We start from the raw sequence: 24,712 nt of genomic DNA, 5'->3' as shown, positions 1-24,712 counted from the left end.
GAAACAGCGCGGGAGAATCCCAGACCAACCACGTTCACGTCAAATACACGCCGATTCGTGCAGCTCGCCGCGCGCTCGCTGAACTTGCACGCTCCGGACCCCGGGGCGGACGGTCGGCGCAGCAACGGCGGGGCCTGCGCCCGCGCCGGCGGTCATCATCGCGTCATGATGAATGGGCGCCCGGGGCGCCCAGCCGGATCAGGCGTCCGGCGGCATCGGATCGTCGTTGCGGATGGTGGTGCGCACCTGGAACAGCTCCGGGAAGAAGGTCAGCTCCAGCGCCTGCCGCAGGAAGCCCACCCCGCTGGAACCGCCGGTGCCGCGCTTGAAGCCGATCACCCGCATCACCGTGCGCATGTGGCGGAAGCGCCACAGCTGGAAGGCGGTTTCCAGGTCCACCAGATCCTCGCACAGCGAGTACTCGCGCCAGAAACGGTCGGTGTTCTGGTAGATCCGCTCGAACACCGGGTGCAGCGCATCGTCGGCCACGTGCGGCTGCTGCCAGTCGCGGCCCTGGTAGGCGGCGGGTACGGGATGGCCGAACCGGGCCAGGTAGCGCAGGAATTCCTCGTACAGGCTGGGCGCGTCCAGCACCTGCTGCAGCTGCGCCTGGCCGGCCGGGTCATGCGAGAACACCTGCAGCATCTGCGCGTTCTTGTTGCCCAGCAGGAACTCGATGTAGCGGTACTGCAGCGACTGGAAGCCCGAAGACGGGCCCAGCACGTCGCGGAAGCCCATGTACTCGGACGGGGTCAGGGTTTCCAGCACCGACCACTGCTCGGTCAGCTGGCGCAGCACCTGCTTGCTGCGCGCCAGCACCTTGCGGCACTGCCAGACTTCGTCGCGCTGCAGGAAACCGATCGCCGCCCGCAGTTCGTGGGCCAGCAGCTTCAACCACAGCTCGGAGGTCTGATGCTGGATGATGAACAGCATCTCGTCGTGGTGCGGCGGGTTGGACAGCGGCTGCTGCGCCGACAGCAGCTGGTCCAGCCGCAGGTAGCCGCCGTAGGTCAGGCGCCCCTCCAGATCGGTGTGGATACCGGCTTCGAGATCGCGTTGGTTCTTGTCGACAGACATGGCGGGCGCCGCAGAAGGGGGACAAAGGGTAGCGCACCGCCGCATCGCCCGCCCGGGGGACTCCCTACGCCGGCGTCCGGGGGCGGTTTTCTGCGCGGTCCGCGCGCGGAGGCCGGTCTGGCGGGGGCGCTGCCGGGGGTCGCTCATGCCCGGTTCCGGCAACTGAATACGTTGTAGTCATTGGCATTGCGTCACCTGTCTGCGGTATACCGGGGCGCTGTCCACCGGGACACTTGCTGCGCCGCAGGACGGCTTTTTCGTACGCCTTCCTTAACATGGCAATTCATATCATTTGTAACTTCCTGTCGAAGGTGCAGTACGCAATGACGGTTGCCGCTGAGTTCAAGATCGAATACCTGCAGTACCTGGACACGGACGGCACGCTCGTCCGCGATGACCTGCCCGAAGCCCTGCGCGATCCGCGCGCCCTGCTGCCGATGTTCAAGCAGATGCTGTTCGTGCGCGTGTTCGACGGCAAGTCGATCGCACTGCAGCGCACCGGCAAGCTGGGCACCTACGCGGCCTGCCTGGGCCACGAAGCGGCACACGTGGGCATCGGCGCGTCGATGCAGAAGGACGACGTGTTCGCGCCGTCCTACCGCGAGTACGGCGCCATGTTCATGCGTGGCGTGCGCCCGCGCGACGTCCTCATGTACTGGGGCGGCGACGAGCGTGGCAACGACTACGGTGGCAATGCCGCCAGGGACTTCCCGTTCTGCGTGCCGATTTCCACCCAGTGCCTGCATGCCGCCGGCGCTGCGCTGAAGTTCAAGCTCAACAACGAGAAGCAGATCGCGGTGGCCGTATGCGGCGACGGCGGCAGCTCCAAGACCGACTTCTACGCCGCACTGAATTCGGCCGGCGCCTACAAGCTGCCGCTGATCCTGTGCATCGTCAACAACGGCTGGGCCATCTCGGTCCCGCGTTCGGCCCAGACCGGTGCCGAAACGCTGGCACAGAAGGGTCTGGCCGGTGGCCTGCACTGCCTGCAGGTGGACGGCAACGACCTGATCGCGGTGATGGCGGCCATGCTGCAGGCGCGCGAGCGCGCGCTGGCCGGCGACGGTGGCACCGTGCTGGAACTGATGACCTACCGCCTGTCCGACCACACCACCGCCGATGACGCGCGCCGCTATCGCGACGACGCCGAGGTGAAGGATGCCTGGCAGCGCGAGCCGATGCTGCGCCTGCGCAAGTACCTCATCAATGCCGGTGTGTGGAGCGAGGAAGAGGAAGCGGCGTGGACCGTCGACTGCGGCAAGCGCGTGGACGACGAGGTCAACCTGTACCTCAACACCCCGGTGCAGCCGGTCGAAGCGATGTTCGACTTCCTCTATGCCGATCCGCCGCAGGATCTGCTGGCCCAGCGCGCACAGGCGATCGCCCTGGAGCAGCGTCATGGATGAGATCAAGCACACCAGCGCCTCGGGCGCGCAGACCAATGCCGCCGACAGCGCCGCCATCGCGCGCGGAGAACCGAACATGACCACCACCCCGATCACCCTCATCGAAGCCATCACCCAGGCGCTGGCCTGGGAGCTGGAGCACGACAAGTCGGTGCTGGTGCTGGGCGAGGACGTGGGCGTCAACGGCGGCGTGTTCCGCGCCACCGCCGGCCTGCAGCAGCGCTTCGGCGCCGACCGCATCCTGGACACCCCGCTGGACGAAACCACTATCGCCGGCCTGACCATCGGCCTGGCCGCGCAGGGCATGAAGCCGGTTGCCGAAGCGCAGTTCGATGGCTTCATGTACCCGATGGTGGACCATATCGTCTGCCACGCCGCACGCCTGCGTTACCGCACCCGTGGCCGCCTCCACTGCCCGATGGTGCTGCGCGTGCCGTGGGGCGGCGGCATCCGTGCGCCGGAGCACCACAGCGAAGCCAACGAAGCGATCTTCACCAACGTGCCGGGCCTGCGCGTGGTGCTGCCGTCGTCGCCGCAACGCGCCTACGGCCTGCTGCTGGCCGCGATCCGCGAACCGGATCCGGTGATCTACATGGAGCCCAAGCGCATCTACCGCCAGTACAAGGAAGTCGTCGTCGATGACGGCGAAGCCCTGCCGCTGGACGTGTGCTTCGTGCTGCGCGACGGTACCGATGTCACCCTGGTCACCTGGGGCGCACAGGTCAAGGAAGCGCTGGAAGCGGCCGACAAACTGGCCGGCGAAGGCATCAGCGCCGAAGTGATCGACGTGGCCACGCTGCGTCCGCTCGACTTCGCCACCATCGCCGAATCGGTGGCCAAGACCGGCCGCTGCGTGATCGTGCAGGAAGCGCCGAAGACGGCGGGCTTCGGCGCGGAAATCGCCGCGCGCCTGGCCGAGGAATCGCTGTACGACCTGCTGGCACCGGTCGAACGCGTCACCGGTTATGACACCCACATTCCGCTGTTCCGCCTGGAAATGAAGTACCTGCCGAGCGTGGACCGGATCGTGAGCGCGGCCAAACGCGCGGTTGCGGCGGGCTGACATGCGGGCCCGCCTCCTAGGCCCGTACCGCAGCCAGTATCCCAACCCGCTCCGGTTCCGCGCCGGCCAGATCGTCGAACTGGGCGTCCGCGACGAGGAATGGCCGGCGTTCGCCTGGGTACGCACCGATGACGGGCGTGCCGGGTGGGCACCGGTGGCATGGTTGCAGCGGCTGGACGATGGTCGCGCAGAGGCTCTGCGCGACTATGACGCCCGCGAACTGGACGTGGACAGCGGCGAACTGGTCAAACTGCATCACGAACACGGTGGCTGGTGGTGGTCCGAACGCGCGAACGGCGCGACGGGCTGGCTGCCGGCCCGCGATCTCGAACTGCTGGAAGAGAACTGCACATGAGTGAGAACAAGAATTTCCACCTGCCCGACCTCGGCGAAGGCCTGCCCGACGCCACCATCGTCGAGTGGTTCGTCAAGGAAGGCGATGTGATCAAGCTGGACGAGCCGCTGGTCTCGATGGAGACCGCCAAGGCCGTCGTCGAAGTGCCCTCGCCGTTTTCCGGCACGGTGCTGAAGCTGGCCGGCGGCGCGGGCGACATCATCCCCACCGGCAGCGTGCTGGCGCAGTTCCAGCTGGACCCGAACCTGCCGCAGCGCGCCGATGGCCAGGACACCGGCCACAGCCACGGGCATGCCGCACCTGCCGCCGCCCCGACTCCGCCGCCGATCCCGGCAGCGGCAGCGGTGGAAGACGCCAAGCCCGCCGCCGAGCGTGATGACGCCGGCACCGTGGTCGGTGCGATGCAGAGTTCCAACGCCGTGCATGCCGAACAGGCACTGGCCGTGGGCGGGGTCAAGGCCGTGCCGGCCGTGCGCGCCACCGCCCGCAAGCTGGGCGTGGACCTGAGCCGCGTGCGCGCCACCGGCGCCGATGGCGCGGTGACGATGGCCGACGTGAAGCAGGCTGCTGCCGACGGCAGCGCCAAGGTCGGTGCCGCACCGGCGCCGGTCGCCGCCGCGCCGGTTGCCGCCGCTGCACCGGTGGCCCGCCAGAGCGAGGCCCGCGCCCCGCTGTCCGCGGCAGGCAAGCCGATGCGCACCCAGCCGCCGGGCGTTGTCGCCAAGGGCCAGCCGGAACAGCTCAAGGGCGTGCGCCGCAACATGGCGCGGGTGATGGCCGACGCGCACAGCAAGGTCGTCCCGACCACGTTGAACGACGACGCCGACATCCATGCCTGGGTGCCGGGCAACGACGTCACCGCGCGCCTGGTCCGTGCGATCGTGGTCGGCTGCCAGAAGGTGCCGGCGCTCAACGCCTGGTTCGACGGCGACGCCCTGACCCGCACGTTGCACGCGCACGTGGATGTGGGCATCGCGGTGGACACCGACGACGGTCTGTTCGTGCCGGCGCTGCGCAATGCCGACGTGCTCGACGCACGCGGCATCCGCGAAGGCGTCAACCGCCTGCGCGAGCAGGTGGAATCCCGCGCGATCGCCGCCTCCGAACTGAGTGGCTACACCATTTCGCTGTCCAACTTCGGCATGTTCGCCGGCCGCTATGCGACCCCGGTCGTCGTGCCGCCCTGCGTGGCCATCGTCGGTGCCGGCCGTGCCCGCCACCAGATGACCCCGGTGATGGGTGGCGTGGAAGCGCACAAGGTGATTCCGCTGTCGGTGACCTTTGACCACCGCGCGGCCACCGGCGGCGAAGCCGCCCGCTTCCTGCGCGCGATGCTGGACGACCTGGCCTTGGCCAGTTGATCCACAGGTAGGAAGAGGTACCGGCCGCAGGTCGGTACCACGAAGAAGCCGGGCATTGCCCGGCTTTTTTTTTCATCGCGTCAGCCCGGCCCGACACTACCGGCGCGGCGCCAGCCGCGCCGAGTCGATGACGTGGACGCCCGGACGCGGCGACAGCGCCGCCTCCAGCATTTCTCCGGCGATGGTGTGCGCCGGGTTGATCCGCCAGCCTCGCGGCAGGACCGGGCCCAGTGCGCCCAGCACGATGCTGGCCAGGTGTTCGCCGGCCCTCCGCTCGGCGCGCTCGCCCCCGATCAACCCTGGGCGCACCAGCGTCAGCGACGGATATCCCAGGCCGCGCAGGTCCTGTTCCAGCCGGCCTTTGACCCGGTTGTAGAAGAACCGCGAGCCTGCGTCGGCGCCCATCGCCGAATTCAACACAAAGGCGTGGGCGCCATGCGCCTGCGCCAGGGTGGCCACCTGCAGCGGATAGTCGTGGTCGACGCGGGCGAATGCCTCGCTGCTCCCGGCCTGCTTGATGGTGGTGCCCAGCGCGCAGATCACCGCATCCACCGCCCACCAGTCCGCGTCGACGGGCAGCCGCTCGAAATCGACCACCGGATTGACCAGGACCGGGTCGCTCTGCTCCAGCGGACGGCGCGTGGGCGCTACCACCGCATCGCAGCGCGCATCGTCCAGCAGCTGCAGCAGGACCTGCCCGCCGACCAGCCCGGTCGCCCCTGCCAGCATCACCTTCATCGCACGCTCCTGCTTTCCGATTGCCTACCATCGTGGCATACCGGCCGTGCCCGGTCCGTGGGTTCAAGCCGGCGTTCCCGGCGCCGATACTGTTCCAACCTCCCACCCGCCCGGCCCGCGCGCCGGAAACCCGCCAAGGACCTGCGCATGACCGACCCGCACGACGCTCCCCCCAGCCCCGGTACCGCCGTGGGCCGGCTGCTGTCGCGGCGCCAGGTCGACACCCGCGTGATCGAGGAGGCCGGCGTCGCTGCCGCCGGTCCCAAGGGCGGCAGCAGCGCGATGCTGCAGCGCCTGTTCGCCGGGGCCGAGCAGCCCGAGCCGCTGCTGGCTGCCTTTGCCCACGGCATGTCCACGCTGCCGGGCGAGCTGGGCGACATGGGACTGCGCCTGCAATCGGCGCAGCGCAGCGCCGACTGGGTCAGCTACGGCCGCGCGATGCGCCAGCTGATCGACAAGTACATCCGCACCATCGAGCAGGAAAGCCCGGACGGGCAGCCCGACAGCCTGCGCCTGCGCGAGCTGCTGCGGCACACGCTCGGGGTCACGGTGGCCAGCCTGCTGCAGAACATGCCCGAGCTGAAGGACGAACCGGCGCGCATCGCCGGCGACCTGCGCCATTGGCATCCCGGCCAGCCGCTGCAGCCGATCGAGCAGCGCCTGCGCGAGCTCACCCACCAGATCGGCGTGCGCAGCGATGGCTGGCAGGAGCAGCAGGAGCTGCTGCTGAGCCTGTTCGACCTGCTGCTGGACAACATCGGCGAGCTGCTCGACGACAGCAGCTGGCTGCACGGCCAGGTGCACGCGGTGCGGGCCCTGATCGGTGGCCCGCTGGACCGCGACTCGGTGGAACAGGCGCGCGCCAACCTGCGCGAGGTGATCTACAAGCAGGGGCTGCTCAAGCAGGGCATCAGCGACTCCAAGGCGGCCATGAAACACCTGATGGGAGGCTTCATCGAACGCCTGGACGGCATGGCGGTCAGTACCGGCGAGTACCACGACCGGATCAGCAGCTATGCCCTGGCATTGAAGGAAGCACGCAGCATCGCCGACCTCAACCTGCTGCTTCAGGATGTGCTGCAGGACACCGGCCGGGTCCAGGAACAGGCCCTGCAGGCACGCGACCACCTGGGCAACGCACGCCGCGAAGTCGAACAGGCCGAAGCGCGCATCGCCGAGCTGGAGCAGGAACTGCGCGATGTTTCCGGACTGGTCCGCACCGATCCCCTGACCGGCGCGCTCAACCGCCGTGGCTTCGATGAACTGCTGGAGCGCGAACTGGCCCGGGCCGCCCGGCAGGCCCACCCGCTGGCGCTGGCCCTGATCGACCTGGACGACTTCCACCAGACCAACGATACGCACGGCCATGCCGGCGGCGATGCGGTCCTGCGGCACCTGGTCGCGGTCTGCCAGCTGCACCTGCGCAGCAGCGATGCGATCGCGCGCCTGGGCGGCGATGAGTTCGTGCTGCTGCTGCCGGAAACGCCGGGTGCGGACAGCATGTCCACCCTGCTGCGCCTGCAGCGCTCGCTGGCCCAGCACCCGCTGCCTCTGGACCAGCAGCGGGTGCCGGTGCACTTCAGCGCCGGCATCGCGCAGTGGCAGCCGGGCGAGGACGCCGACACGCTGCTGCGCCGGGCCGATGCGGCCCTCTATGCGGCCAAGCGGGTTGGCAAGAACCGCGTGCAGGCGGCCGATCCTCCGCGCTGAGCGCACCGTGTGATATCGGCCGCGTCCCTGCGAATCATCCGGGTATGGACATGACTGCCACCGCCCCTGCCGATCCCCGCGCCCAGTTCGCCGCGTTGCTGGCCCAGCACCGCGGCATCGTGCTGAAGATCGCCCGCGGCTACTGCGCCCACCACGAGGACCGGCTGGACCTGATCCAGGACATCAGCGTGCAGGCCTGGGATGCTTTCGACAGCTTCGATCCGGCGCGCGCCCGCTTCTCCACCTGGCTGTACCGGGTGGCGTTGAACGTGGCCATCTCGCAGTTGCGCCGCCGGCAGCTGCGCCAGCGCCACCACGCGGTGCTGGACGAGGCGGCATTGGCCGCCGACGACGGTGTGCCGGCTGAACACCGGCAGACGCTGCGGCAGCTGGAGGCGGCGATCCGGGCGCTGCCGCCCCTGGACCGGGCGCTGATGCTGCTGCACCTGGATGACCACGACCACCGCCAGATCGCCGAGATCCTGGGCATCAGCAGCGCCAATGTCTCCACCCGCCTGCACCGCCTGCGCCAGCAGCTGCGGGCGCGGTTCGACCCCACTCTCTGAGGGCACCACCATGCACAACGACCCGCTCCAGCATCTCTGGCAGCAGTACGCCGGCACCGACGGCAACGAGGGCCCCGCCGCGATGGATGCCTGGCGCCGCCACCGGCAGCACGCCGTGCAGCGCCAGCTGTCGGCCTTCGGGACACTGCAGGTCGTGCAGCTGCTGTTCTGGCTGGCGCTGGCGATCTACTGCGGCAGCGTGTGGTGGCAGCAGCCGCCGCTGGCGGTGATGGTCAGCGCGCTCGCGCTGCATGCCTACAGCGTGGCGGTGATCATCGCCAGCGCCGCGCGGCTGCACCTGCGCCGGCAACTGCAGCCCGACCAGCCCGTGGTGGAGCAGTCGCGCGTGCTGGCGTCGCTGCGCATGCACACCGCCTTCGGCGAGCTGCTGCTGGGGCTGCCCTGGTGCTGGTTGTGGCTGGCGGTGCCGGTACTGCTGGCCTGGCAGGCCTGGGGCGTGGACCTGGCGGTGTATGCCGCGCGCTGGCTGCTGGTGTCACTGGTGGCCGGCACGGCGCTGATGGTGGCGCTGCTGCTTCTGGCGCGGCGCTGGTTCGCCCGCGATCCCCAGTCACCTCGCCTGCAGCGCGCGGTTGACGCCCTTTCCGGGCGCCGATTGGCACAGGCACGCGCCGAGCTGGACGGACTGCGCGACTGGTCGTAGCGCCGGGTTCCACCCCGCGCTGCGGGGATCAGTGCGCGGCGTGCCTGCCGCGCAGCTTCTGGACGGCGGTGACTGCAGCCAGCACGATCGCACCGGCGATCACGCCAACGACCATGTTGCCCAGCGCGTTGACCAGCCAGCCCCACTGGCCCTCGCCACCGAGCGACAGCACCAGGTGGTGCAGCGCCGGCACGTTGTGCACCAGAATGCCGCCACCCACCAGGAACATCGCGGCGGTGCCGGCGACCGAGAGGAACTTCATCAGCCACGGCGCAGCGACCAGCAGGCCACGGCCGAACGCGGCCAGCGCCGCGCCCTTTCGCGACAGGTACAGACCGAGGTCGTCCAGCTTCACAATGCCGGCCACCAGGCCATAGACGAACACGGTCATCGCCAGCGCGATGACCACCAGTGCGGTCACCTGGTTGAGGAACGGCGCAGCGGAGACCACGCCCAGCGACAGCACGATGATCTCGGCCGAGAGAATGAAGTCGGTGCGGATCGCGCCCTTCACCTTGTCGTTCTCCCACGCCACCATGTCCACCTTCTCGTCGGCCAGCGCCTTCACCCGCTCGGCCTTCTTCTGCTCATCCTCTTCCTTGGAATGCAGAAAGCGGTGCGCCAGCTTCTCCACGCCTTCAAAGCACAGGAACGCGCCGCCGATCATCATCAGCGGCACCACGATCGGGACCGGGAAGCCCTTGCCGCGCAGCCAGGCTTCCAGCGCGCTGATGGCCAGCGCGGCCGGCACCAGGATCGCCTTGTTGACCAGCGAGCCCTTGGCCACCGCCCACACCACCGGCAGTTCGCGGTTGGCATTGACGCCGGTGACCTGCTGCGCGTTCAGCGCCAGATCGTCGCCCAGCACACCGGCGGTTTTCTTGGCCGCCACCTTGGTCAGCACCGACACGTCGTCCAGCAGGGACGCAATGTCATCGAGCAACGCGAACAGACTGGCACCGGCCATGAGGCTTCCAAAGGATCGATCGAAGCGCCGATTCTGACTTATCCAGCCCCGCTCGCGGTAGATGCCGCCGGATTCACCGCTCCACCACCGGGACCCGGCCACACTGCGGTGGATCGCCGTTGCCGGAGTCCTGCTTGAATACGCCACCTGTCGCCCCCGGTTCGCCCTCGCTGGTAAAGGGCATGAGCCGCCGCAGCCAGATCCTGCGGCTGCTGCTTCGCTACCGCCATTCCGGCGTGTTCTCGGGCATGAACCTGGATGCCCGCGCCGTGCACGACCTGCCGCCCGAAGGCAATCCGGAGCAGTTCGTGACCGATCTGGAGGCGCTGGGCCCCACCTTCGTCAAGCTCGGCCAGATGCTCTCCACCCGGCCCGACATGGTGCCGGTGGAGTTCGCCACCGCACTGGAGCGGATGCAGGAGAAGGTCGCCCCGATCCCGGTGGAGCGCATCTACGCGATCATCGAGCAGGAACTGGGCGCCTCGGTGTCCAAACTGTTTTCCTCATTCGACCCGGTGCCGCTGGGGTGTGCCTCGATCGCGCAGGTGCACCGCGCCGCGCTGCATGACGGGCGCGAGGTGGCGGTCAAGGTGCAGAAGCCGGAAGTGGCCGCGCAGCTCCGCTCGGACCTGGAGGTGCTGCGCAGCTTCGCGCTGGCCGCCGATCATCTCACCCAGGTCGGGCGCCGGGTGCGCCTTCGCGACTGGCTCAACGAGTTTGCCAAGACCCTGATGCAGGAACTGGACTACCAGGCCGAAGCGGAGAACCTGCAGCGCTTTGGCCAGCATCTGCGTCCGTTCAAACCGTTGTGGGTGCCACAGCCGATCTGGGACTACTGCAGCCATCGCGTGCTGACGATGGAGCTGGCCCAGGGCGTGCGCGTGGACATGATTCCTGATGTGCGCCGGACCGAACAACCGATGGCACCGCTGGCGGCGGCGCTGATCCGCGGCTATGTCGACCAGATCTTCGTGCATGGGGAGATCCACGCCGATCCACATCCAGGCAACCTGCGCGTTACGCCGGAGGGACGTCTGGCCATCTTCGACCTGGGCATGGTGGCGCACATGCCGCCGCGGCTGCGCGAGCGGCTGCTGAAGCTGCTGTTTGCTGCGGTCGACGGTCGCGGTGAAGAAGTGGCCGACGAGATCATCGGCATCAGCACGCGGCTGGAGTCGTTCGATGAAGAGCGCTACCTGCGCGAAACCGGCCAGGTGATCGCCCGCTACGCCGCCAACAGCAGCTTCTCCGAAGGCCGTGTGGTGCTCGACCTGGTCCGCATCGCCACCGCCAGCGGCCTGCGCACACCGCCCGAACTGAGCCTGCTCGGCAAGGCGCTGCTCAACCTGGAAACCGTGTGCCGGCTGTTGTCCCCGGATCTGGATACACGCCGCATCGTCGAGCGCCAGCTGCAGCACGTGATGCGCGCACGCCTGAAGAAGTCGCTGTCGGCGGCCAACCTGGCCAGCGAGGCGATGGAGCTGCAGCAGCTGCTGCGCGACGGCCCCCGCAAGATGACCGACATTCTCGCCCTGCTGGCCGAGAACCGCCTGCAGATGAAAGTGACGGGGCTGGAAGAATCGCGGTTGATGGAGAACCTGCAGAAAATCGCCAACCGGGTCTCTGCCGGCATCGTCACCGCCGCACTGATCCTGGCGGCGGCAATGATGATGAAGGTGGACACCGGCTGGCACCTGTTCGGCTACCCGGCCATCGCATTCACGCTGATGTTGATCGGCGTGTTCCTCGGGCTTGGCATCATCCTCAGTGCGCTGATATTCGATCGTCGCGCACGTTCCAGGGAAGAACGCGGGCATCGTTGAGGTGTTGCCCACCTGCGGTGGGCACCCGACTGGACGTGACAGCGCACCCGCACGCGACGCGCGTTTTCACGCGTGTTTTACATCGCAGATGGCAGTGCGATAAACGACATCTGCTGTCGTTCCAAACAAACATTTCAGTCAGGTTCGTGCAGGCATGATCGGGTCATCGGCCTGTCATGCACATGTGGTTGGACAGCCGGTCGGATGGGAATCACGTCGTCATGACGTCCATCACCACCTGTCTCCGCTGCCAAATGTGCCTATGCTCTGGATCCTGCTGCTGTCGCTGTTGCTGCTCGCCTGGCTGTTGCTCGCATCACGTACGTGGGTGTGGTGGAAAGCCGGCCTGATGTCACTGCTGATGCTGGCACTCAGCGCGTGGTGGCTGATCGACAAGCTCTCCGGCGACGGCCTCAATGCCGCCACCCTGTATCACCTGGGTGCGGACATGGAGGGCGCAGGCATCGCCGACTTCAAGCGCTACATCGCCGGCTTCATCGTGCTGGCGCTGGTGTCCCTGCTGCCACTGGCGATGACGCGGATCCGCCGCTGGCAGCGCAGCGGCCACGGCGGCGCCATCTTCGGCGGCTTCGTGGTGGTGTGGTTCGGCGCGATCCTGGTCAGCCCGCTGTATCACGATGGCCAGCGTCTCTATCAGCAGATGCGCCCGGTCGATTACAGCATGGTCGCGCCGGAGTACCGCGTGCCGCAGCAGCCGCTGCGCAAGCCGCGCAACATCGTGTGGATCTACGGTGAGAGTCTGGAGCGCACCTATCTGGATGAGGCCACCTTCCCCGGCCTGATGCCCAACCTCAACCGCCTGGCGGCGCAGTCGCTGGACGTGCGCGGGCTGGCCTCGGCCGAAGGCGGCGGCTGGACCATCGCCGGGCTGGTGTCGTCGATGTGCGGCGTACCACTCACCACCGCGCAGGGCGATGAGAACAGCATGGGCCGCATGGGCAGCTTCCTGCCCGAGGCGGTGTGCCTGGGCGACTACCTCAAGCAGCAGGGCTACACCAACCACTATCTCGGTGGCGCCAACGGCCAGTTCGCCGGCAAGGGCCAGTTCCTGGCCACGCACGGTTTCGATGCGGTCGACGACCTGGCCTGGTTCAAACAGCAGAAGATCGCACGCGCGCACTTCTCCACCTGGGGCGTGCATGACGACGTGCTGCTGGACAAGGCCTACGACCGCTTCATGCAGCTCTCCCGCAAGGGCGAGCCGTTCATGCTGACCACCCTCACGATGGATACCCATCACCCGGCCGGGCACCTGCCGGTGGCCTGCAAGCGCACCCGCTACCAGAGCGACTACGGCAACATCGGCCTGCTCAACGCCCTCAAGTGCACCGATGGGCTGATCTCCCGCCTGGTCGACCGCATCCAGGCCAGCCCGTATGGCGAGGACACGCTGATCGTGATCGCCTCGGACCACCTGGCCATGCCCAACGATCTCAGCCATGTGCTGGCCAGGCAGTCGCGCGAGAACCTGCTGCTGTTCCTCGGCAAGGACATCGCCCCGCGCCAGCTGGCCGCCACCGATGCCTCCACGCTGGATTCGGGTGCCACCCTGCTGAGTCTGCTCGAACCGCAGATCAACGCCATCGGTTTCGGCCGGTCGCTGCTTGATCCCAAGCGGGCAGACCGCGCCAGTGCGAGCGCGGCGGCCTTCCGCGACAACGGACGGGACTACCCGCGTTACCTGGCGTTCTCACGCTCGCTGTGGCTGGGGGACAAGACCCGTCAGCTGCGCATCGATGATGACAACCAGGTCGTGGTCGGGCTGCAGCATGTGCAACCGCCGGTGCTGCTGGAATACGACAAGCAGTGGGACCTGAAGTCGGTGTACCTGGAGAACACCTCCAAGCAGTTCGACCTGGCCGACCCGGCCAACACCCTGGCCTATGTGGATCGTTGCACCGCCTTCGAAGATGGCTCGGCCGATGGTGACTGGTGCGCGATGCTGGTCAACCAGGACAAGGGCATCAAACTGTTCCGCGATGAGCAGCTGCGTACCGGGATCGCCGTGGACGGTCCGCTCGACCCGAGCACCGGCCCGCGCCCGAGCATCCGCCAGGCGCACATGATCACGCAGAAGGGCCGCCGCACCCGCGCCGGCCAGTACATGCTGCAGATGGTGGCCAGGCAGTCGCCCGACCGCGGCTTCTGGATCGAGGCGGTGTCATCGCAGCGCAAGGTGGTGGTCGCCCAGCAGTGGGTGCAGCCCGATGCCGATGGCCGTATCAACGTGCCGTTCGGGCTGGATCACGAAGTGGACGACCTGGAGATCCGCGCCTGGTTGAACCACGCCGAGAAGCTCGCCGTGGATACCTTCGCGCTGGTGCCGTCGCGCCGCGGCAACCGCGGCTGACGGACCCCGGCGACGGTGGGAAGTTGCCGGCCAGCGACCGGCATTACCGGTCGCGGACCAGGTGGATGTCCGTCGGCGAGGACAACGCGATGCCGGCGGCGGCGAAGCTCTGCAGCATGTTGAAGTACAGGTCGCTGCGGACGCCGTACACCGCGCGCGGGCCGGAGACGTAGGCGAAACTGTTGATCGCGATCTGGCCGTTGGCGATCGAATCGATGAACACCGACGGCGCCGGATCGGCGAGGACCGCCACGTGGGCGGCATAGGTATCCAGCAGGATCTGCCGCACTGCAGCCACATCGGTGCTCAGCGGTACCGAGAACTGGATCTGGATGCGCCCCTGCGCATTGCCCATCGTCATGTTGCGGATGGTCTTGGTGATCAGTTCCGAGTTGGGCACGATCAGGGTGGATTTGTCGCCGACCTGGATTTCGGTCGAGCGCACGCTGATGCGCTTGATGTCGCCTTCCTGGTCGCCCAGCTTGACCCAGTCGCCGATCTTGACCGGCCGCTCGGCCAGCAGGATCAGGCCCGAAACGAAGTTCTGGGTGATCGCCTGCAGACCGAAGCCGATGCCCACCGACAGCGCGCTGACCACCAGCGCCAGCTTCTCGAACCCGATGCCCAGCGCGGTCAGCCCCCACAGCACCGCGGCGATGATGCCGAGGTAGCGGGTGACGGTGCTGATGGAATTGCGCGCGCCGGCATCCAGCTCGGTCTTCGGCAGGTAGGTCTCGGTGAGCCAGCGCTGGAACGCCTGCATGACCGCCCACACCACCAGGAACACCAGCAGCGCATATACCACGCTGCTGGGCTTGAGCGTGGTTTCACCGATCTTCAATCCGCCCGACAGCGCATCCAGCCCGCCGTAGAACGCATTGAGGTTGCCGAACGGCACCGCCAGCGCGAGGACCGCCAGCAGAATCACGCCGATACGCAGCACCGCCGAGAGCAGCACGCCGGCCTGCTCCACCCGGGCACCGCTCAGCCCGGTGGTCAGTACGATGGTCTGCCCGACCCGGCTGTTGGGCGAGAGCATCGTGGTGGCCAGGTCGTCGGCGAATTTCAGCAGGAGCGAGGCCGCCAGCAGCACCACCGCCCCCCAGACCAGCTGCTGGGCCACGAACAGCGCGAAGTTGAGGTAGCCCAGCAGGGTCGCGATGACGGCCGCGGCCACCACCACATGCCCGGCCACGCGCGCCAGCACGATCCAGCCGCTCCGGCGCGGCACGCCCTTGGGCTTGCCGTCGCCTTCCTGCGCGTCCAGCTTGGCGGCCGCCTCGGCGGCCTGGCGGCGGTGCAACCGCGCCAGCGACACCAGGATGGCGATGATCAGCGCCATGTAGGTGATGGCCACCAGCCCATCCACCGCAACGGTGGTGATCTCGCTGGTGCGCGAGGCGCGGTTGATCTCCACCAGCAGAATGCCGATGAAGGTGAGCCCTGCCGCGCCCCAGGCGTACTTGCGCAGGCGCCACGCGGCGCTGTCGTCGAGCGCCAACAACCGCCATGAGGGTCGCTTGGGCACCAGCAGGCAGGCGCTCAGCGCGGTGATGAAGGCGGCAACGAAGGTGGCGACCTGGAAGTGCAGCGCCAACTGCTGCAGGCGCGGCGGAATCGCGCCGATCGACTCGAGCGAGGCCACCAGCACCACTGCCGCGAACCCCGGCAGCAGCGTTCCCACCGCCAGCAGCCACACCGCCAGCCCGGAGCGGCGCAGGCGGCCATCCGGCGCCCGCTCGGACGCGGCATAGCGGCGGCCCAGCGCGCGCAACCACAGGCGCAGCGGGAAGAACATCAGCAGCGCCAGCACCAGCCCCGTCAGCGGTGCGCTCCAGCCGTGCCGGGCGATGGCTTTGCGCGCGGTGGTCTCACCCTGCCGGTACAGCAGCACCAGACGGTGGATGTCGGCCGGCACATGGGTGGCGAACTGCCGCCACAGCGAAGGCGACAGCGGTGAATTGACCTTGCGCGCCAGTTCCTCGCTGAACTGGGTCACGCGCATCTTTTCGATGTCCGCGCTCAGCTGTTTGGCGTTGTCGGCAAGCAGGTTGGCCCGTGCGATGGCCGAGGCGACATCGGCGCGCTGCTGGGTCATGGCCTTGCGCTGCTGGGCGATGTCGCGCGCTTCGGTCGCCCCTTCGGGCACCTCGCCCAGCTGCGCCAGCCGTCCGTCTACCTGCTTGAGCTGCGGATCGAGCGCGTCGCGCGCCGCCTTCGCATCACGCTGTACCGCCAGTGCGCGGTCGGACAGCGTCTTGAGGGTGTCCAGGGTATCGCCGTCGTCCAGCGACGCCTGGATCTGCTTGAGGTCCTTGTCGGCCTGCGCCAGCTGCGCGATCGGGTCGGGCTCGGCCGGGTCGTCGTTCTGGGCCAGCGCCACCGGCGCCATGCCGAGCCAGACCAGCAGCAGCAACCACGCCAGTGGCCGCGACAGGAAAGAAGGGAAACGGGAAGACAAACCGGCGCACCACGGGCTTCGCGCGGACCACCGCGCCTGCGCGAACTATAAACCCGGCGTCGTTCAGACCGGGTATGCGCGGCTCAGTACTTCAGCCGGAGCTCTTCCACCTGCGGCTGCAGACGGGCGTACCAGTCCTGGAATTCCTCTTCGGTGATCTCTTCCGGGGCGTACACCGCGATCGGGTCCCAGGCGTGGTCGGTGGGCAGCGGCTGGCGCGGCCCGGCGCGCAGCGAATAGCTGATGCCCTGGTGCTCGACCACGTCGTCCACCGTATCCCAGCGGTCGCGTACGAAGCCGCTGTCGCTCGTGAGCAGAATCACCTGATACATCCGCACCTCCCTCGCTCTGGTCCATCCACAGCATAGCGCCGCCCCCCAGGCCGCAGCACCCCACCGCGACAACGCACTGTCTCGACGCCCCGCTCGCCCGGGCTTCACCCGCCCGTGGCGGTGGCGTGGGCATCGTGGAGGCCTCTTCCCTTCTCTGGCCGCGATGAACACCTCCGACGACCTCAAGACCGTGCCCCACCTGAAACTGCCGCGCTACCTGGGCACCTGGTACGAAATCGCGCGATTGCCGATGCGGCACGAGCCGGAGGGCTGCACCGACGTCTCGGCGCATTACACGCTGCAGGACAACGGCAACGTGCAGGTACGCAATCGGTGCCGGATGGATGGTGAGGTCGAGGAAGCCATCGGCGAGGCGAGCGTGACCGGTGACGACAGCGCGCGGCTGGCGGTCAGTTTCCTGCCCAAGGGCCTGCGCTGGCTGCCATTCACCAAGGGCGACTACTGGGTGATCCAGATCGCCCCGGACTACAGCGTGTCGCTGGTTGGCAGCCCGGACCGCAAGTTCCTCTGGCTGCTCTCGCGCACGCCGACGCTGGACCGCACCGTGCAGGACCATTACCTGGCCTGTGCACGTCAACAGGGCTTCGACCTCACCGACCTGATCCACACGCCGCACACCGGCCATCCCACCGCCTGATGGGCTGGCAGGCGTGGACGCTCAGCCAGCCGACATGGATGAAACCAACTCTGCAAAAGGCAGCGCATGGATCTGAAAAGTGGTTATCCCTGGTGGGCTGTACGCAACGGACTGATCCAGGCATTTCCCCCGCTGGAGCGCGACCTGCGCTGCGATGTGCTGGTGGTCGGCGGCGGCATCACCGGCGCGCTGATCGCCGATGAGCTGTCAGGGCACGGCCATGAGGTCGCCCTGATCGAGCAGCGCGACATCGGCTGGGGCAGCACCGCCGCCAGCACCGCGCTGCTGCAGTACGAGATCGACACCCATCTGCTGGAACTGGCCGAGCGCTATGGTCACGAGGCGGCGACGCTGGCCTACCGCGCCTGTGCCGAGGCGATCCCGGCACTGGGCGACGTGGCGCGCGGCCTGAAGGACGTGGACTTCCGGCGCATGGACAGCCTGTACCTGGCCAGTCGCCGCCGCGACGTACCCCGCCTGATGGCTGAGGGCCAGGCACGTCGCAGTGCCGGCCTGGACGCCCGCTGGCTCGGCCCGGAGGCGCTGGCGGAGCGCTTCGATGTGGATGCCGGCGGCGCATTGCTGACCCGGCAGGCGGCGCGGGTCGACCCGTACTGCCTCACCTATGGACTGCTGAAGCGGGTGCGCCGGCGCGGCGGTCACATTCACGATCGCACGGTCCTGCACACGCTGACGCCGGGCACGCGGGGCGTCACGGCCCAGACCGAATCCGGGGCGACGATCCGCGCGGGCCATGTGGTGCTGGCGATGGGATACGCCAACCAGCGCTGGATCAGGCAGCGCGTCGCACGCAACCGCAGCAGCTATGCCTTCATCACCGATCCTGTCGATGCCGCGGTGCTGGGTCCCCTGCAGCGCACGATGGTGTGGGAAAGCGCACGCCCCTATCTGTACCTGCGTGCCACCGGCGACCGCCGCCTGCTGGTGGGCGGGCTGGACGATGCCATCGACATTCCGGCACGGCGCGACCGGCGGGTGGAAGGCAAGGCAGACAAGCTCATGAAGCAGCTGCTGGACTGGTTCCCCCGGCTCGCCCCCACGCCGGCATTCTCATGGGCCGGGACCTTCGCCGAGACCGCCGACGGATTGCCGTTCTTCGGTCCGCATGAACAGTGGGGGCCGCGCGTGCAGTTCGCGATGGCTTACGGCGGCAACGGCATTACCTACTCGATGATCGGCGCCGGGCTGCTGCGGGCCCGGATCGAACGCCGGGGGCATCCACTGGCGGCGCTGTTCGGATTCGACCGCCTCGGCTGAGTTCCCCTTGCAACTGGCGGCATGACAGGCATCATTCAAGAATCGGCTGCTAGCGTCAGCGCTGTCGGCCGTCCCGCCTGTCCGCCCCGGAGCTTCCCATGATCCGCCTGCTTGCCCTGCTGCTGTGCCTGTCCATGCCCGGTGTGGCGTTGGCCCAGTCCGCTGCAGGCGCCACCGGCCCCCAGTCGGCCACCGGCCTGGACCTGACCATCCCCGACCAGCCGCTGCAGTATCTGGGCGACCCGTCGCTGCGCGGCGATCCGCCGGGCACCTTCTACGGTGACAAGAGCGGCCGCCGGGTCAGCGAGCGCGCCGGCAACGGCATCGCCGAGGTCACCGACGACAAGCTGCGCATCAACGGCAGCTTCACCACCGGGATCGGCTACGCGAAGAACTACGGCAACACGCATTTCAACGCCGCCGAACTCAACCTCAGCAAGAACTACACCAACGATGAAGGCAAGACCCGCGGGGTCAATGTCAACATCCAGGTCAGCGAAGGCAAGGGGCCGGGCTTCTTCGGTCCGTATGGCGGGTATGGCTACGGGCGTGGCCCGGGCTACTGGGACCCGCCGCCGATCGGCTGGTAAGCCGGCCAGCGACACCAGCATCCACGGCCGGGGCACCCCGGCCGTTCTCGTTTCCGCCGTGCGCGGTCAGTCCCACCAGCGGTCGCGACGGCTCGACAGCACGCGGCCGTCGTAACCGCTCATGCGCACCTCCACGCGCTGGTCGCGGGCATTGCGGGCGTCCAGCGTCCAGGTGGCGCCGTCGCGTTCGAACGACTCGATCTTCCGGAAACCGGCCTTGCCGGCCAGCGCCAGGATCTGCCCGGCATCGAGCACGGGGCGCCCGCCGCGGGCATCGAAAATCTCGCCATTGGACGGATCGACGATCACGTCGTCGACGGTGCCATCGGCGCGGGTGACGTCGGCTTCCCACACGCCGTCCTCGCGATCCAGCTCATGCACCTGCGTGTAGCCGGCCGCACGCAGCTTGGCCTGCACATCGGCAGCGGTCAGATCGGCGGCGAAAGCCGGGGCGGAGAACAGCGCCGCCGTCAGGGCGGCAGTCAGCATCGGAATGTTCATGGGAGGCTCCAGGGGTGGCCGGGCGATTCCGGCACCGCCAGTCTGGCAAGCGGGCCTAACCGCACCATGAGGCCGGTTGTTAGGCAGCGTTTAGACGTGCACCGTATACCGTATGCATCCGCCCACGATCATTGACCATGTCCGCCCTCCCGCTGCTGTTGCCGCTGTTGCTTGGTATCGCCCCGCAGGACCCCGCACGGGTGCTCGACGGCGGCGCGCGCCAGCAGGACGCGGTACGCCAGGCGGTCCGCCAGGGCCGGTATGTGCCCCTGGAGCAGGTCGTCGCCGACGCGATGCGCCGCTATCCGGGCACGCTGGTGGAGGTGGAGCTGGACGATGACCGCTACGAGATCGAGATTCTCGGTCCCAGCGGCGTGGTGATGGAGCTCGACTATGATGCCCGCAGCGGGCGCCTGCTGAAGATGGAAGAAGACTGATGCGGATCCTGCTTGCCGAGGACGACGCCCTGCTCGCCAGCCGCCTGCAGCGTTTGCTGGAGGACGCCGGTTACGTCGTCCTGCACAGCGCCGAGGGCCGCGCGGTGGAAGAACTGGGGCAGATCGAGGACATTGCCGCGGCGGTGGTCGATCTCGGTCTGCCCGGCCTGGATGGCCTGAGCGTGATCGAGCGCTGGCGCCAGGCCGGCCAGGGGTTCCCGGTGCTGGTACTGACCGCGCGGGCCCGCTGGCACGACAAGCTGGCCGGTTTCGACGCCGGCGCCGATGACTACCTGACCAAACCGTTCCAACCCGAAGAGCTGCTGCTGCGCCTGCGCGCCCTGATCCGCCGCAGCGCCGGCCACGCAAGCCCGCGCCTGCAGTGCGGGCCGCTGCTGCTGGACGTCAATGCCGGCCGCTTCGAGCTGGGCGGCGAGCTGCTGCACCTGAGCCCGCAGGAGCACCGCATCCTCAGCTACTTCATGCATCACCCGGACATCGTGATCAGCCGGTCGCGCCTGGGCGAACACGTCTACGACGCGGGCTTCGACCCCGATTCGAACACGCTGGACGTGCTGATCGGGCGGATCCGCCGCAAGCTCGGCGCCGAGCTGATCCACACCCACCGCGGGCAGGGGTTCCGGCTGTCGGCCGCGCCATGACCAGCGGCTCGCTGCGCACCCGCCTGCTGCTCGCCGGCGGACTGGGGTTGATTCTGGTTTCGGCCGTGGCCACCTGGTGGCTGGGCGCGATGTTCGAGCGCTCGGCGCGCGCAGCGATGGACCAGCGCCTGGGCAACGAACTGATCGCGGTGCTGGCACTGGCCGAAAGCGACGCGCAGGGCGGCCTGCAGCTGCGCCGGGCATTGTCGGACGAGCGCTACCAGCGGGTGTTCTCCGGCACCTACTGGCAGGTGCAGGATGCCAAGGGCCAGCCGCTGGGCCAGTCGCGTTCGCTGTGGGACGACACCCTGCTGACACCCGCCACGCTGCGGACCGGCCCAGCGCAGGCCTACGACACCACCGGGCCGCTGCAGCAGCCGCTGCGCGCCCTGGCGCAGCAGGTGACATTGCCGCGCATGTCGACACCGCTGCAGGTGGTGGTGGCCACCGACCGCAGTGAACTCGACGCCCAGGTCAGCGCGTTCCGCAAGCGCACCGCGCTGGCCCTGGCCGTGCTGATCGCCCTGTGGTTCGCGGTGCTGGTCACCCAGGTGCACTACGGCCTGCGCCCGCTGTCCGAGCTCGGCCGCATTGCCGGGCAGGTGCGCAACGGCGAACAGGTGCGCTTCCCGCAGCAGGGTCTGGTCAAGGAAGTCGCCCCGCTGGCGGCGCAGCTCAACGATCTGCTCGACCACCATGCACGCATGGTGCTGCGCGCGCGCCGCAGTGCCGAGGATCTTGCCCACGCCCTGAAGACCCCGTTGACCGTGCTCGCCACCGAGGCCGAAAGCGAGGGCAGCGACTGGCGGCAGACCCTGCGCAGCGAAACCGCGCGGATGCAGGCCAGCATCGAGCGCTACCTGGCCGCCGGCATCGGTGCGGACAGCCAGCAGCGGACGCCGGTGGCGCCGGTGCTGGCCAGCCTGTGCGGGCTGATGCAGCGCGTGCACGTCGGGCGCGAGGTGTCCTTCCACTACGATCCGGACGCGCAGGGGCTGTTCGCCGGCGCGCGCGAAGATCTGGAGGAAATGCTCGGCAACCTGCTCGACAACGCCGGCAAATGGGCCGCGCATCGGGTGGAGGTGACCGTGGCGCACATCGGCAACCGCATGCGCATCGACGTGAACGACGACGGCAGCGGCCTGCCCGAGGACGATCTGGCGCGCGCGCTCGGCCGTGGCGTGCGTCTGGACGAACGCATGCCCGGCAGCGGACTGGGCCTGGCGATCGTGGCCGATATCGCCGAGAGCTACGGCGGTACGCTGGTACTGCGCAATGGACATCCCGGCCTGCGCGCGACGTTGACACTGCCCGCAGGCTGAGCGACGGGATACGGCGGCGCTGCCCTCACCTGCCTGCGTGCATCCACCAGCAGTCGATGGCATCCAGCACGATGTGCACGATCAACCCGATGCCGAACAACCGCGTCTTCTTCGGCACGCACAACCCGGCATACACAGCGATTGCCGGCGCGGTGTGCAACGGATGGAAGCCGATGCTGCAGCGGTTGGGGGCGTAGATCGGGTCGGCCAGCAGGTGGTCCAGGTCGATGATCCAGCCCAGCAGCAGCAACAGCCATGCCGAGGCGAACCGCTTGCGCCAGAACAGCCACGCCAGCAGCGCCGGCACGGCGGCATGCAGCAACAGGTGAATGATGGCGCGGCTGCTCATCGTGCCGCCGCGCCACAGACCCGGATGCGGTGGACCGCGCCGATCAGACCAGCGGCTCGTCGGACAGGTAGGTGTAGCCGGTCAGACCCGCTTCCAGCGCATCGGACAGCTCCTGCGCACGCGCCGGCGACAGGTTCGCCGCCGCCACGCGTGCGGCATAGCTCGCGCGCAGATCGGCCAGGCTGTAGCCCACGTAGTCCAGCATCACATCGGTGGTATCGCCGCGTCGCTGCTGGGTGATGGCGTAGCCATCGGCGTCGGCCAGCACTTCCACCGCGTCGGTGTCGCCGAACAGGTTGTGGATGTCGCCCAGAATCTCCTGGTACGCACCGACCATGAAGAAGCCGATGCGATAGCTCTCGCCCGGATTCATCGCGTGCAGCGGCAGCGAGCTGTCCAGGCTCTCGTTTTCGACATAGGTCTTGACCATGCCGTCCGAATCGCAGGTCATGTCGGCGATGATGCCGCGGCGTGCCGGCTGCTCGTTCAGGCGCTCGATCGGGACGATCGGGAACACCTGGTCGATCGCCCATGCATCGGGGATCGACTCGAACACGCTGAAGTTGACGAAGTACTTGTCCACCAGCCGCTCGTTCAGCTCGTCCAGCGCCGGGCGATGGCTCTTCTCGTCATAGCTCAGGCGCGCGCGCACGGCGTGGGCAATGGCATAGAACAGGTCGTCGATGCGCGCACGCTGCGGCAGGTCGATCTGGCCCAGCGCGTAGCTGGACAGGCCTTCGGCATGGAAATGCTGGGCTTCCTGGAACAGTTCCACCGCCGGGCGCTCGTCGAGCTCGGCATGGATCTCGCGCAGGTGGCGGATCGCCGCCGGCTCGTCATCGTGCTGGTCCGGCACACGGCCTTCCTGCGCCTCTTCCACCTCGGACACGTTGGCGATCAGCACCGCATGGTGCGCCGTCATCGCGCGGCCGCATTCGGTGACGATGCGCGGCGGGGTCAGGCCGTGCTCCTCGCAGGCGTTGGCCAGCGGCTGCACGATGTTGCTGGCGTAGGAGTTCAGCCCGTAATTGATCGAGCAGAAGCTGCGCGAGCGGGTGCCTTCGTAATCCACGCCCAGGCCACCGCCCACGTCCACGTGGGTGATCTTCGCGCCCAGGCGCGACAGCTCCACGAAGTAGCGGGTGGCCTCGCGCATGCCGTTGGCGATGTCACGCACGTTGGAGATCTGCGAGCCCATATGGAAATGCAGCAGGCTCAGGCAGTCGGCGTATTCGGTGTCGCGCAGCGACTTCCACAGGTCCAGCAGCTGGCGCGGGGACAGACCGAACTTGGCCTTGTCGCCGCCGCTGTTCTGCCACTTGCCCGCACCCAGCGAGGCCAGCCGCATGCGCACGCCCAGGCCCGGCTTGACGTCCAGCGCCTTGGATTCCTCCAGCACCAGCTTCAGCTCGGATGGCTTTTCGATCACGATGAAGGTCTGCAGGCCCAGCTTGCGCCCGATCAGGGCCAGCCGGATGTACTCGCGGTCCTTGTAGCCGTTGCAGACGATCAGCCCACCCGGGCGCGACAGCGCCAGCACGGCCATCAGTTCCGGCTTGCTGCCCGCTTCCAGGCCGAAGCCCTCGCCGTGGTGGCTGGCCAGGGTGCCCGCCACGCCGCGGTGCTGGTTGACCTTGATCGGGTACACGGCGGTGTAACCGCCCGGGTACTCCCAATCGGCCTGCGCCTGGGCGAAGGCCGCCTGCAGCTTGCCCAGCCGCTGGCCCAGGATGTCCGGGAAACGCACCAGCAGCGGCAGCTTCGCGCCGGCCTCGCGGGCGGCGTCGACGATTTTCGGCAAGGACACCACCGGGCCGTCCTGGCCAGTCGGTCTCACCACCATGTGTCCTGCCTGATCCACGTCGAAGTAACCATCCGCCCAATGCGGAATCGAGTAGGTCTTGCGGGCTTGGTCGAGGGACCAATCGGTCATTTCAGTGGGCCTGGTTGGTAAAAAAGGGGGTGCATGATAACGCCTATATGGCGACAGCTCCGTTATCATGCGCGCCCGCGCCCGTGCC

Annotated in this window: 22 protein-coding genes and 1 pseudogene; 15 read left to right on the top strand and 8 right to left on the bottom strand. The window is 68.2% G+C overall.

All coding sequences use genetic code 11. The annotated features are described in order from the left end of the window. Positions 1–198: 198 nt before the first annotated feature. The gene (locus ACPEH1_RS00715) at positions 199–1,077 is read right to left on the bottom strand and encodes a tryptophan 2,3-dioxygenase (protein WP_017354862.1); all 879 of its coding nucleotides are present in this window, start codon (positions 1,075–1,077) and stop codon (positions 199–201) included. Between the two features lie 323 nt (positions 1,078–1,400). Here ACPEH1_RS00715 and pdhA point away from each other — a divergent pair, with 323 nt between their 5' ends. Genes pdhA through ACPEH1_RS00695 form a run of 4 tightly spaced genes read left to right on the top strand, consistent with a single transcriptional unit; the run spans position 1,401 to position 5,262 of the window. Further along, positions 1,401–2,483: a pyruvate dehydrogenase (acetyl-transferring) E1 component subunit alpha gene (gene pdhA / locus ACPEH1_RS00710; RefSeq protein WP_017354863.1), complete on the top strand. Its 1,083-nt coding sequence runs from the start codon at positions 1,401–1,403 to the stop codon at positions 2,481–2,483. Continuing rightward, positions 2,476–3,546, top strand: coding sequence for an alpha-ketoacid dehydrogenase subunit beta (locus tag ACPEH1_RS00705; protein ID WP_136004633.1), 1,071 nt, complete (start codon positions 2,476–2,478; stop codon positions 3,544–3,546). The genes pdhA and ACPEH1_RS00705 overlap by 8 nt, the downstream gene beginning before the upstream one ends. Before the next feature lies 1 nt (position 3,547). Then, positions 3,548–3,901, top strand: a complete 354-nt coding sequence (locus tag ACPEH1_RS00700; protein WP_136004635.1) for an SH3 domain-containing protein — start codon at positions 3,548–3,550, stop codon at positions 3,899–3,901. Further along, the gene (locus tag ACPEH1_RS00695) at positions 3,898–5,262 is read left to right on the top strand and encodes a dihydrolipoamide acetyltransferase family protein (protein WP_136004636.1); all 1,365 of its coding nucleotides are present in this window, start codon (positions 3,898–3,900) and stop codon (positions 5,260–5,262) included. Before ACPEH1_RS00700 ends, ACPEH1_RS00695 begins: the two co-directional genes overlap by 4 nt. Positions 5,263–5,358: 96 nt before the next feature. On the opposite strand, the gene ACPEH1_RS00690 is transcribed toward ACPEH1_RS00695, so the two are convergent. Then, positions 5,359–6,000, bottom strand: a complete 642-nt coding sequence (locus tag ACPEH1_RS00690) for an NAD-dependent dehydratase (RefSeq protein ID WP_312710258.1) — start codon at positions 5,998–6,000, stop codon at positions 5,359–5,361. 147 nt (positions 6,001–6,147) lie between these two features. On the opposite strand from ACPEH1_RS00690, the gene ACPEH1_RS00685 reads away from it, so the two are divergent. The 3 genes from ACPEH1_RS00685 to ACPEH1_RS00675 are packed head-to-tail and all read left to right on the top strand — an operon-like array spanning position 6,148 to position 8,940. Then, positions 6,148–7,710, top strand: coding sequence for a GGDEF domain-containing protein (locus ACPEH1_RS00685; protein WP_423715063.1), 1,563 nt, complete (start codon positions 6,148–6,150; stop codon positions 7,708–7,710). Between the two features lie 50 nt (positions 7,711–7,760). Then, positions 7,761–8,276, top strand: coding sequence for a sigma-70 family RNA polymerase sigma factor (locus ACPEH1_RS00680; RefSeq protein WP_017355147.1), 516 nt, complete (start codon positions 7,761–7,763; stop codon positions 8,274–8,276). 10 nt (positions 8,277–8,286) lie between these two features. Further along, complete coding sequence (locus ACPEH1_RS00675) at positions 8,287–8,940, top strand: hypothetical protein (protein WP_017355146.1); 654 nt, start codon at positions 8,287–8,289, stop codon at positions 8,938–8,940. Positions 8,941–8,968: 28 nt separating this feature from the next. On the opposite strand, the gene ACPEH1_RS00670 is transcribed toward ACPEH1_RS00675, so the two are convergent. Next, positions 8,969–9,907 (bottom strand): DUF808 domain-containing protein, encoded by a 939-nt coding sequence (locus ACPEH1_RS00670; protein ID WP_017355145.1) that lies wholly within the window; start codon positions 9,905–9,907, stop codon positions 8,969–8,971. 176 nt (positions 9,908–10,083) lie between these two features. On the opposite strand from ACPEH1_RS00670, the pseudogene ACPEH1_RS00665 reads away from it, so the two are divergent. Both ACPEH1_RS00665 and ACPEH1_RS00660 read left to right on the top strand, forming a co-directional pair. Continuing rightward, positions 10,084–11,730: pseudogene (locus tag ACPEH1_RS00665) on the top strand (ABC1 kinase family protein); the annotation flags it as partial. Positions 11,731–11,992: 262 nt separating this feature from the next. Continuing rightward, the gene (locus ACPEH1_RS00660) at positions 11,993–14,101 is read left to right on the top strand and encodes a phosphoglycerol transferase I (RefSeq protein WP_166473531.1); all 2,109 of its coding nucleotides are present in this window, start codon (positions 11,993–11,995) and stop codon (positions 14,099–14,101) included. A gap of 43 nt (positions 14,102–14,144) precedes the next feature. On the opposite strand, the gene ACPEH1_RS00655 is transcribed toward ACPEH1_RS00660, so the two are convergent. Continuing rightward, on the bottom strand, positions 14,145–16,562 hold the full coding sequence (locus tag ACPEH1_RS00655) for a mechanosensitive ion channel family protein (RefSeq protein ID WP_017355142.1): 2,418 nt from the start codon (positions 16,560–16,562) through the stop codon (positions 14,145–14,147). 83 nt (positions 16,563–16,645) lie between these two features. Next, positions 16,646–16,894, bottom strand: coding sequence for a hypothetical protein (locus ACPEH1_RS00650; protein ID WP_017355141.1), 249 nt, complete (start codon positions 16,892–16,894; stop codon positions 16,646–16,648). Positions 16,895–17,057: 163 nt separating this feature from the next. Here ACPEH1_RS00650 and ACPEH1_RS00645 point away from each other — a divergent pair, with 163 nt between their 5' ends. The 3 genes from ACPEH1_RS00645 to ACPEH1_RS00635 all read left to right on the top strand — a co-directional run bounded on the left by ACPEH1_RS00645 (position 17,058) and on the right by ACPEH1_RS00635 (position 19,420). Further along, complete coding sequence (locus tag ACPEH1_RS00645) at positions 17,058–17,552, top strand: lipocalin family protein (RefSeq protein WP_423666727.1); 495 nt, start codon at positions 17,058–17,060, stop codon at positions 17,550–17,552. 66 nt (positions 17,553–17,618) lie between these two features. Next, positions 17,619–18,830 (top strand): NAD(P)/FAD-dependent oxidoreductase, encoded by a 1,212-nt coding sequence (locus ACPEH1_RS00640; protein WP_017355139.1) that lies wholly within the window; start codon positions 17,619–17,621, stop codon positions 18,828–18,830. A 98-nt stretch (positions 18,831–18,928) separates the two neighbouring features. After that, positions 18,929–19,420 (top strand): hypothetical protein, encoded by a 492-nt coding sequence (locus ACPEH1_RS00635; protein ID WP_153165061.1) that lies wholly within the window; start codon positions 18,929–18,931, stop codon positions 19,418–19,420. 66 nt (positions 19,421–19,486) lie between these two features. Here the strand turns inward: ACPEH1_RS00635 and ACPEH1_RS00630 are convergent, their stop codons facing one another. After that, complete coding sequence (locus tag ACPEH1_RS00630) at positions 19,487–19,921, bottom strand: PepSY domain-containing protein (protein ID WP_017355137.1); 435 nt, start codon at positions 19,919–19,921, stop codon at positions 19,487–19,489. A gap of 137 nt (positions 19,922–20,058) precedes the next feature. Here ACPEH1_RS00630 and ACPEH1_RS00625 point away from each other — a divergent pair, with 137 nt between their 5' ends. From ACPEH1_RS00625 to ACPEH1_RS00615, 3 genes are read left to right on the top strand one after another with little or no spacing between them, the layout of a single operon-like run. Further along, positions 20,059–20,358 carry a PepSY domain-containing protein gene (locus ACPEH1_RS00625; RefSeq protein WP_017355136.1) on the top strand — a complete coding sequence of 100 codons (300 nt, stop codon included), beginning with the start codon at positions 20,059–20,061 and terminating at the stop codon, positions 20,356–20,358. Continuing rightward, complete coding sequence (locus tag ACPEH1_RS00620; RefSeq protein WP_017355135.1) at positions 20,358–21,020, top strand: response regulator transcription factor; 663 nt, start codon at positions 20,358–20,360, stop codon at positions 21,018–21,020. Before ACPEH1_RS00625 ends, ACPEH1_RS00620 begins: the two co-directional genes overlap by 1 nt. Beyond that, complete coding sequence (locus ACPEH1_RS00615; RefSeq protein ID WP_017355134.1) at positions 21,017–22,342, top strand: sensor histidine kinase; 1,326 nt, start codon at positions 21,017–21,019, stop codon at positions 22,340–22,342. The genes ACPEH1_RS00620 and ACPEH1_RS00615 overlap by 4 nt, the downstream gene beginning before the upstream one ends. Before the next feature lie 25 nt (positions 22,343–22,367). Here the strand turns inward: ACPEH1_RS00615 and ACPEH1_RS00610 are convergent, their stop codons facing one another. Both ACPEH1_RS00610 and speA read right to left on the bottom strand, forming a co-directional pair. After that, positions 22,368–22,691 carry a DUF6122 family protein gene (locus ACPEH1_RS00610; RefSeq protein WP_017355133.1) on the bottom strand — a complete coding sequence of 108 codons (324 nt, stop codon included), beginning with the start codon at positions 22,689–22,691 and terminating at the stop codon, positions 22,368–22,370. Positions 22,692–22,734: 43 nt separating this feature from the next. After that, positions 22,735–24,624 carry an arginine decarboxylase gene (gene speA, locus ACPEH1_RS00605; RefSeq protein ID WP_017355132.1) on the bottom strand — a complete coding sequence of 630 codons (1,890 nt, stop codon included), beginning with the start codon at positions 24,622–24,624 and terminating at the stop codon, positions 22,735–22,737. Positions 24,625–24,712: the final 88 nt, after the last annotated feature.

The organism is Stenotrophomonas sp. NPDC077421, assembly GCF_049545505.1.
Taxonomy (GTDB): domain Bacteria; phylum Pseudomonadota; class Gammaproteobacteria; order Xanthomonadales; family Xanthomonadaceae; genus Stenotrophomonas; species Stenotrophomonas nematodicola.
This window is presented reverse-complemented; position numbering and strand designations above follow the sequence as displayed.

Bases quoted from the DNA above. Each gene is read 5' to 3' on its own strand.
- ACPEH1_RS00650 (WP_017355141.1), bottom strand. From the start codon at position 16,894: ATGTATCAGGTGATTCTGCTCACGAGCGACAGCGGCTTCGTACGCGAC.
- ACPEH1_RS00685 (WP_423715063.1), top strand. From the start codon at position 6,148: ATGACCGACCCGCACGACGCTCCCCCCAGCCCCGGTACCGCCGTGGGC.
- ACPEH1_RS00660 (WP_166473531.1), top strand. From the start codon at position 11,993: ATGCTCTGGATCCTGCTGCTGTCGCTGTTGCTGCTCGCCTGGCTGTTG.
- ACPEH1_RS00645 (WP_423666727.1), top strand. From the start codon at position 17,058: ATGAACACCTCCGACGACCTCAAGACCGTGCCCCACCTGAAACTGCCG.
- ACPEH1_RS00690 (WP_312710258.1), bottom strand. From the start codon at position 6,000: ATGAAGGTGATGCTGGCAGGGGCGACCGGGCTGGTCGGCGGGCAGGTC.
- ACPEH1_RS00615 (WP_017355134.1), top strand. From the start codon at position 21,017: ATGACCAGCGGCTCGCTGCGCACCCGCCTGCTGCTCGCCGGCGGACTG.
- ACPEH1_RS00625 (WP_017355136.1), top strand. From the start codon at position 20,059: ATGTCCGCCCTCCCGCTGCTGTTGCCGCTGTTGCTTGGTATCGCCCCG.
- ACPEH1_RS00705 (WP_136004633.1), top strand. From the start codon at position 2,476: ATGGATGAGATCAAGCACACCAGCGCCTCGGGCGCGCAGACCAATGCC.
- ACPEH1_RS00715 (WP_017354862.1), bottom strand. From the start codon at position 1,077: ATGTCTGTCGACAAGAACCAACGCGATCTCGAAGCCGGTATCCACACC.
- speA (WP_017355132.1), bottom strand. From the start codon at position 24,624: ATGACCGATTGGTCCCTCGACCAAGCCCGCAAGACCTACTCGATTCCG.
- ACPEH1_RS00610 (WP_017355133.1), bottom strand. From the start codon at position 22,691: ATGAGCAGCCGCGCCATCATTCACCTGTTGCTGCATGCCGCCGTGCCG.
- pdhA (WP_017354863.1), top strand. From the start codon at position 1,401: ATGACGGTTGCCGCTGAGTTCAAGATCGAATACCTGCAGTACCTGGAC.
- ACPEH1_RS00635 (WP_153165061.1), top strand. From the start codon at position 18,929: ATGATCCGCCTGCTTGCCCTGCTGCTGTGCCTGTCCATGCCCGGTGTG.
- ACPEH1_RS00700 (WP_136004635.1), top strand. From the start codon at position 3,548: ATGCGGGCCCGCCTCCTAGGCCCGTACCGCAGCCAGTATCCCAACCCG.
- ACPEH1_RS00630 (WP_017355137.1), bottom strand. From the start codon at position 19,921: ATGAACATTCCGATGCTGACTGCCGCCCTGACGGCGGCGCTGTTCTCC.
- ACPEH1_RS00620 (WP_017355135.1), top strand. From the start codon at position 20,358: ATGCGGATCCTGCTTGCCGAGGACGACGCCCTGCTCGCCAGCCGCCTG.
- ACPEH1_RS00695 (WP_136004636.1), top strand. From the start codon at position 3,898: ATGAGTGAGAACAAGAATTTCCACCTGCCCGACCTCGGCGAAGGCCTG.
- ACPEH1_RS00680 (WP_017355147.1), top strand. From the start codon at position 7,761: ATGACTGCCACCGCCCCTGCCGATCCCCGCGCCCAGTTCGCCGCGTTG.
- ACPEH1_RS00670 (WP_017355145.1), bottom strand. From the start codon at position 9,907: ATGGCCGGTGCCAGTCTGTTCGCGTTGCTCGATGACATTGCGTCCCTG.
- ACPEH1_RS00675 (WP_017355146.1), top strand. From the start codon at position 8,287: ATGCACAACGACCCGCTCCAGCATCTCTGGCAGCAGTACGCCGGCACC.
- ACPEH1_RS00640 (WP_017355139.1), top strand. From the start codon at position 17,619: ATGGATCTGAAAAGTGGTTATCCCTGGTGGGCTGTACGCAACGGACTG.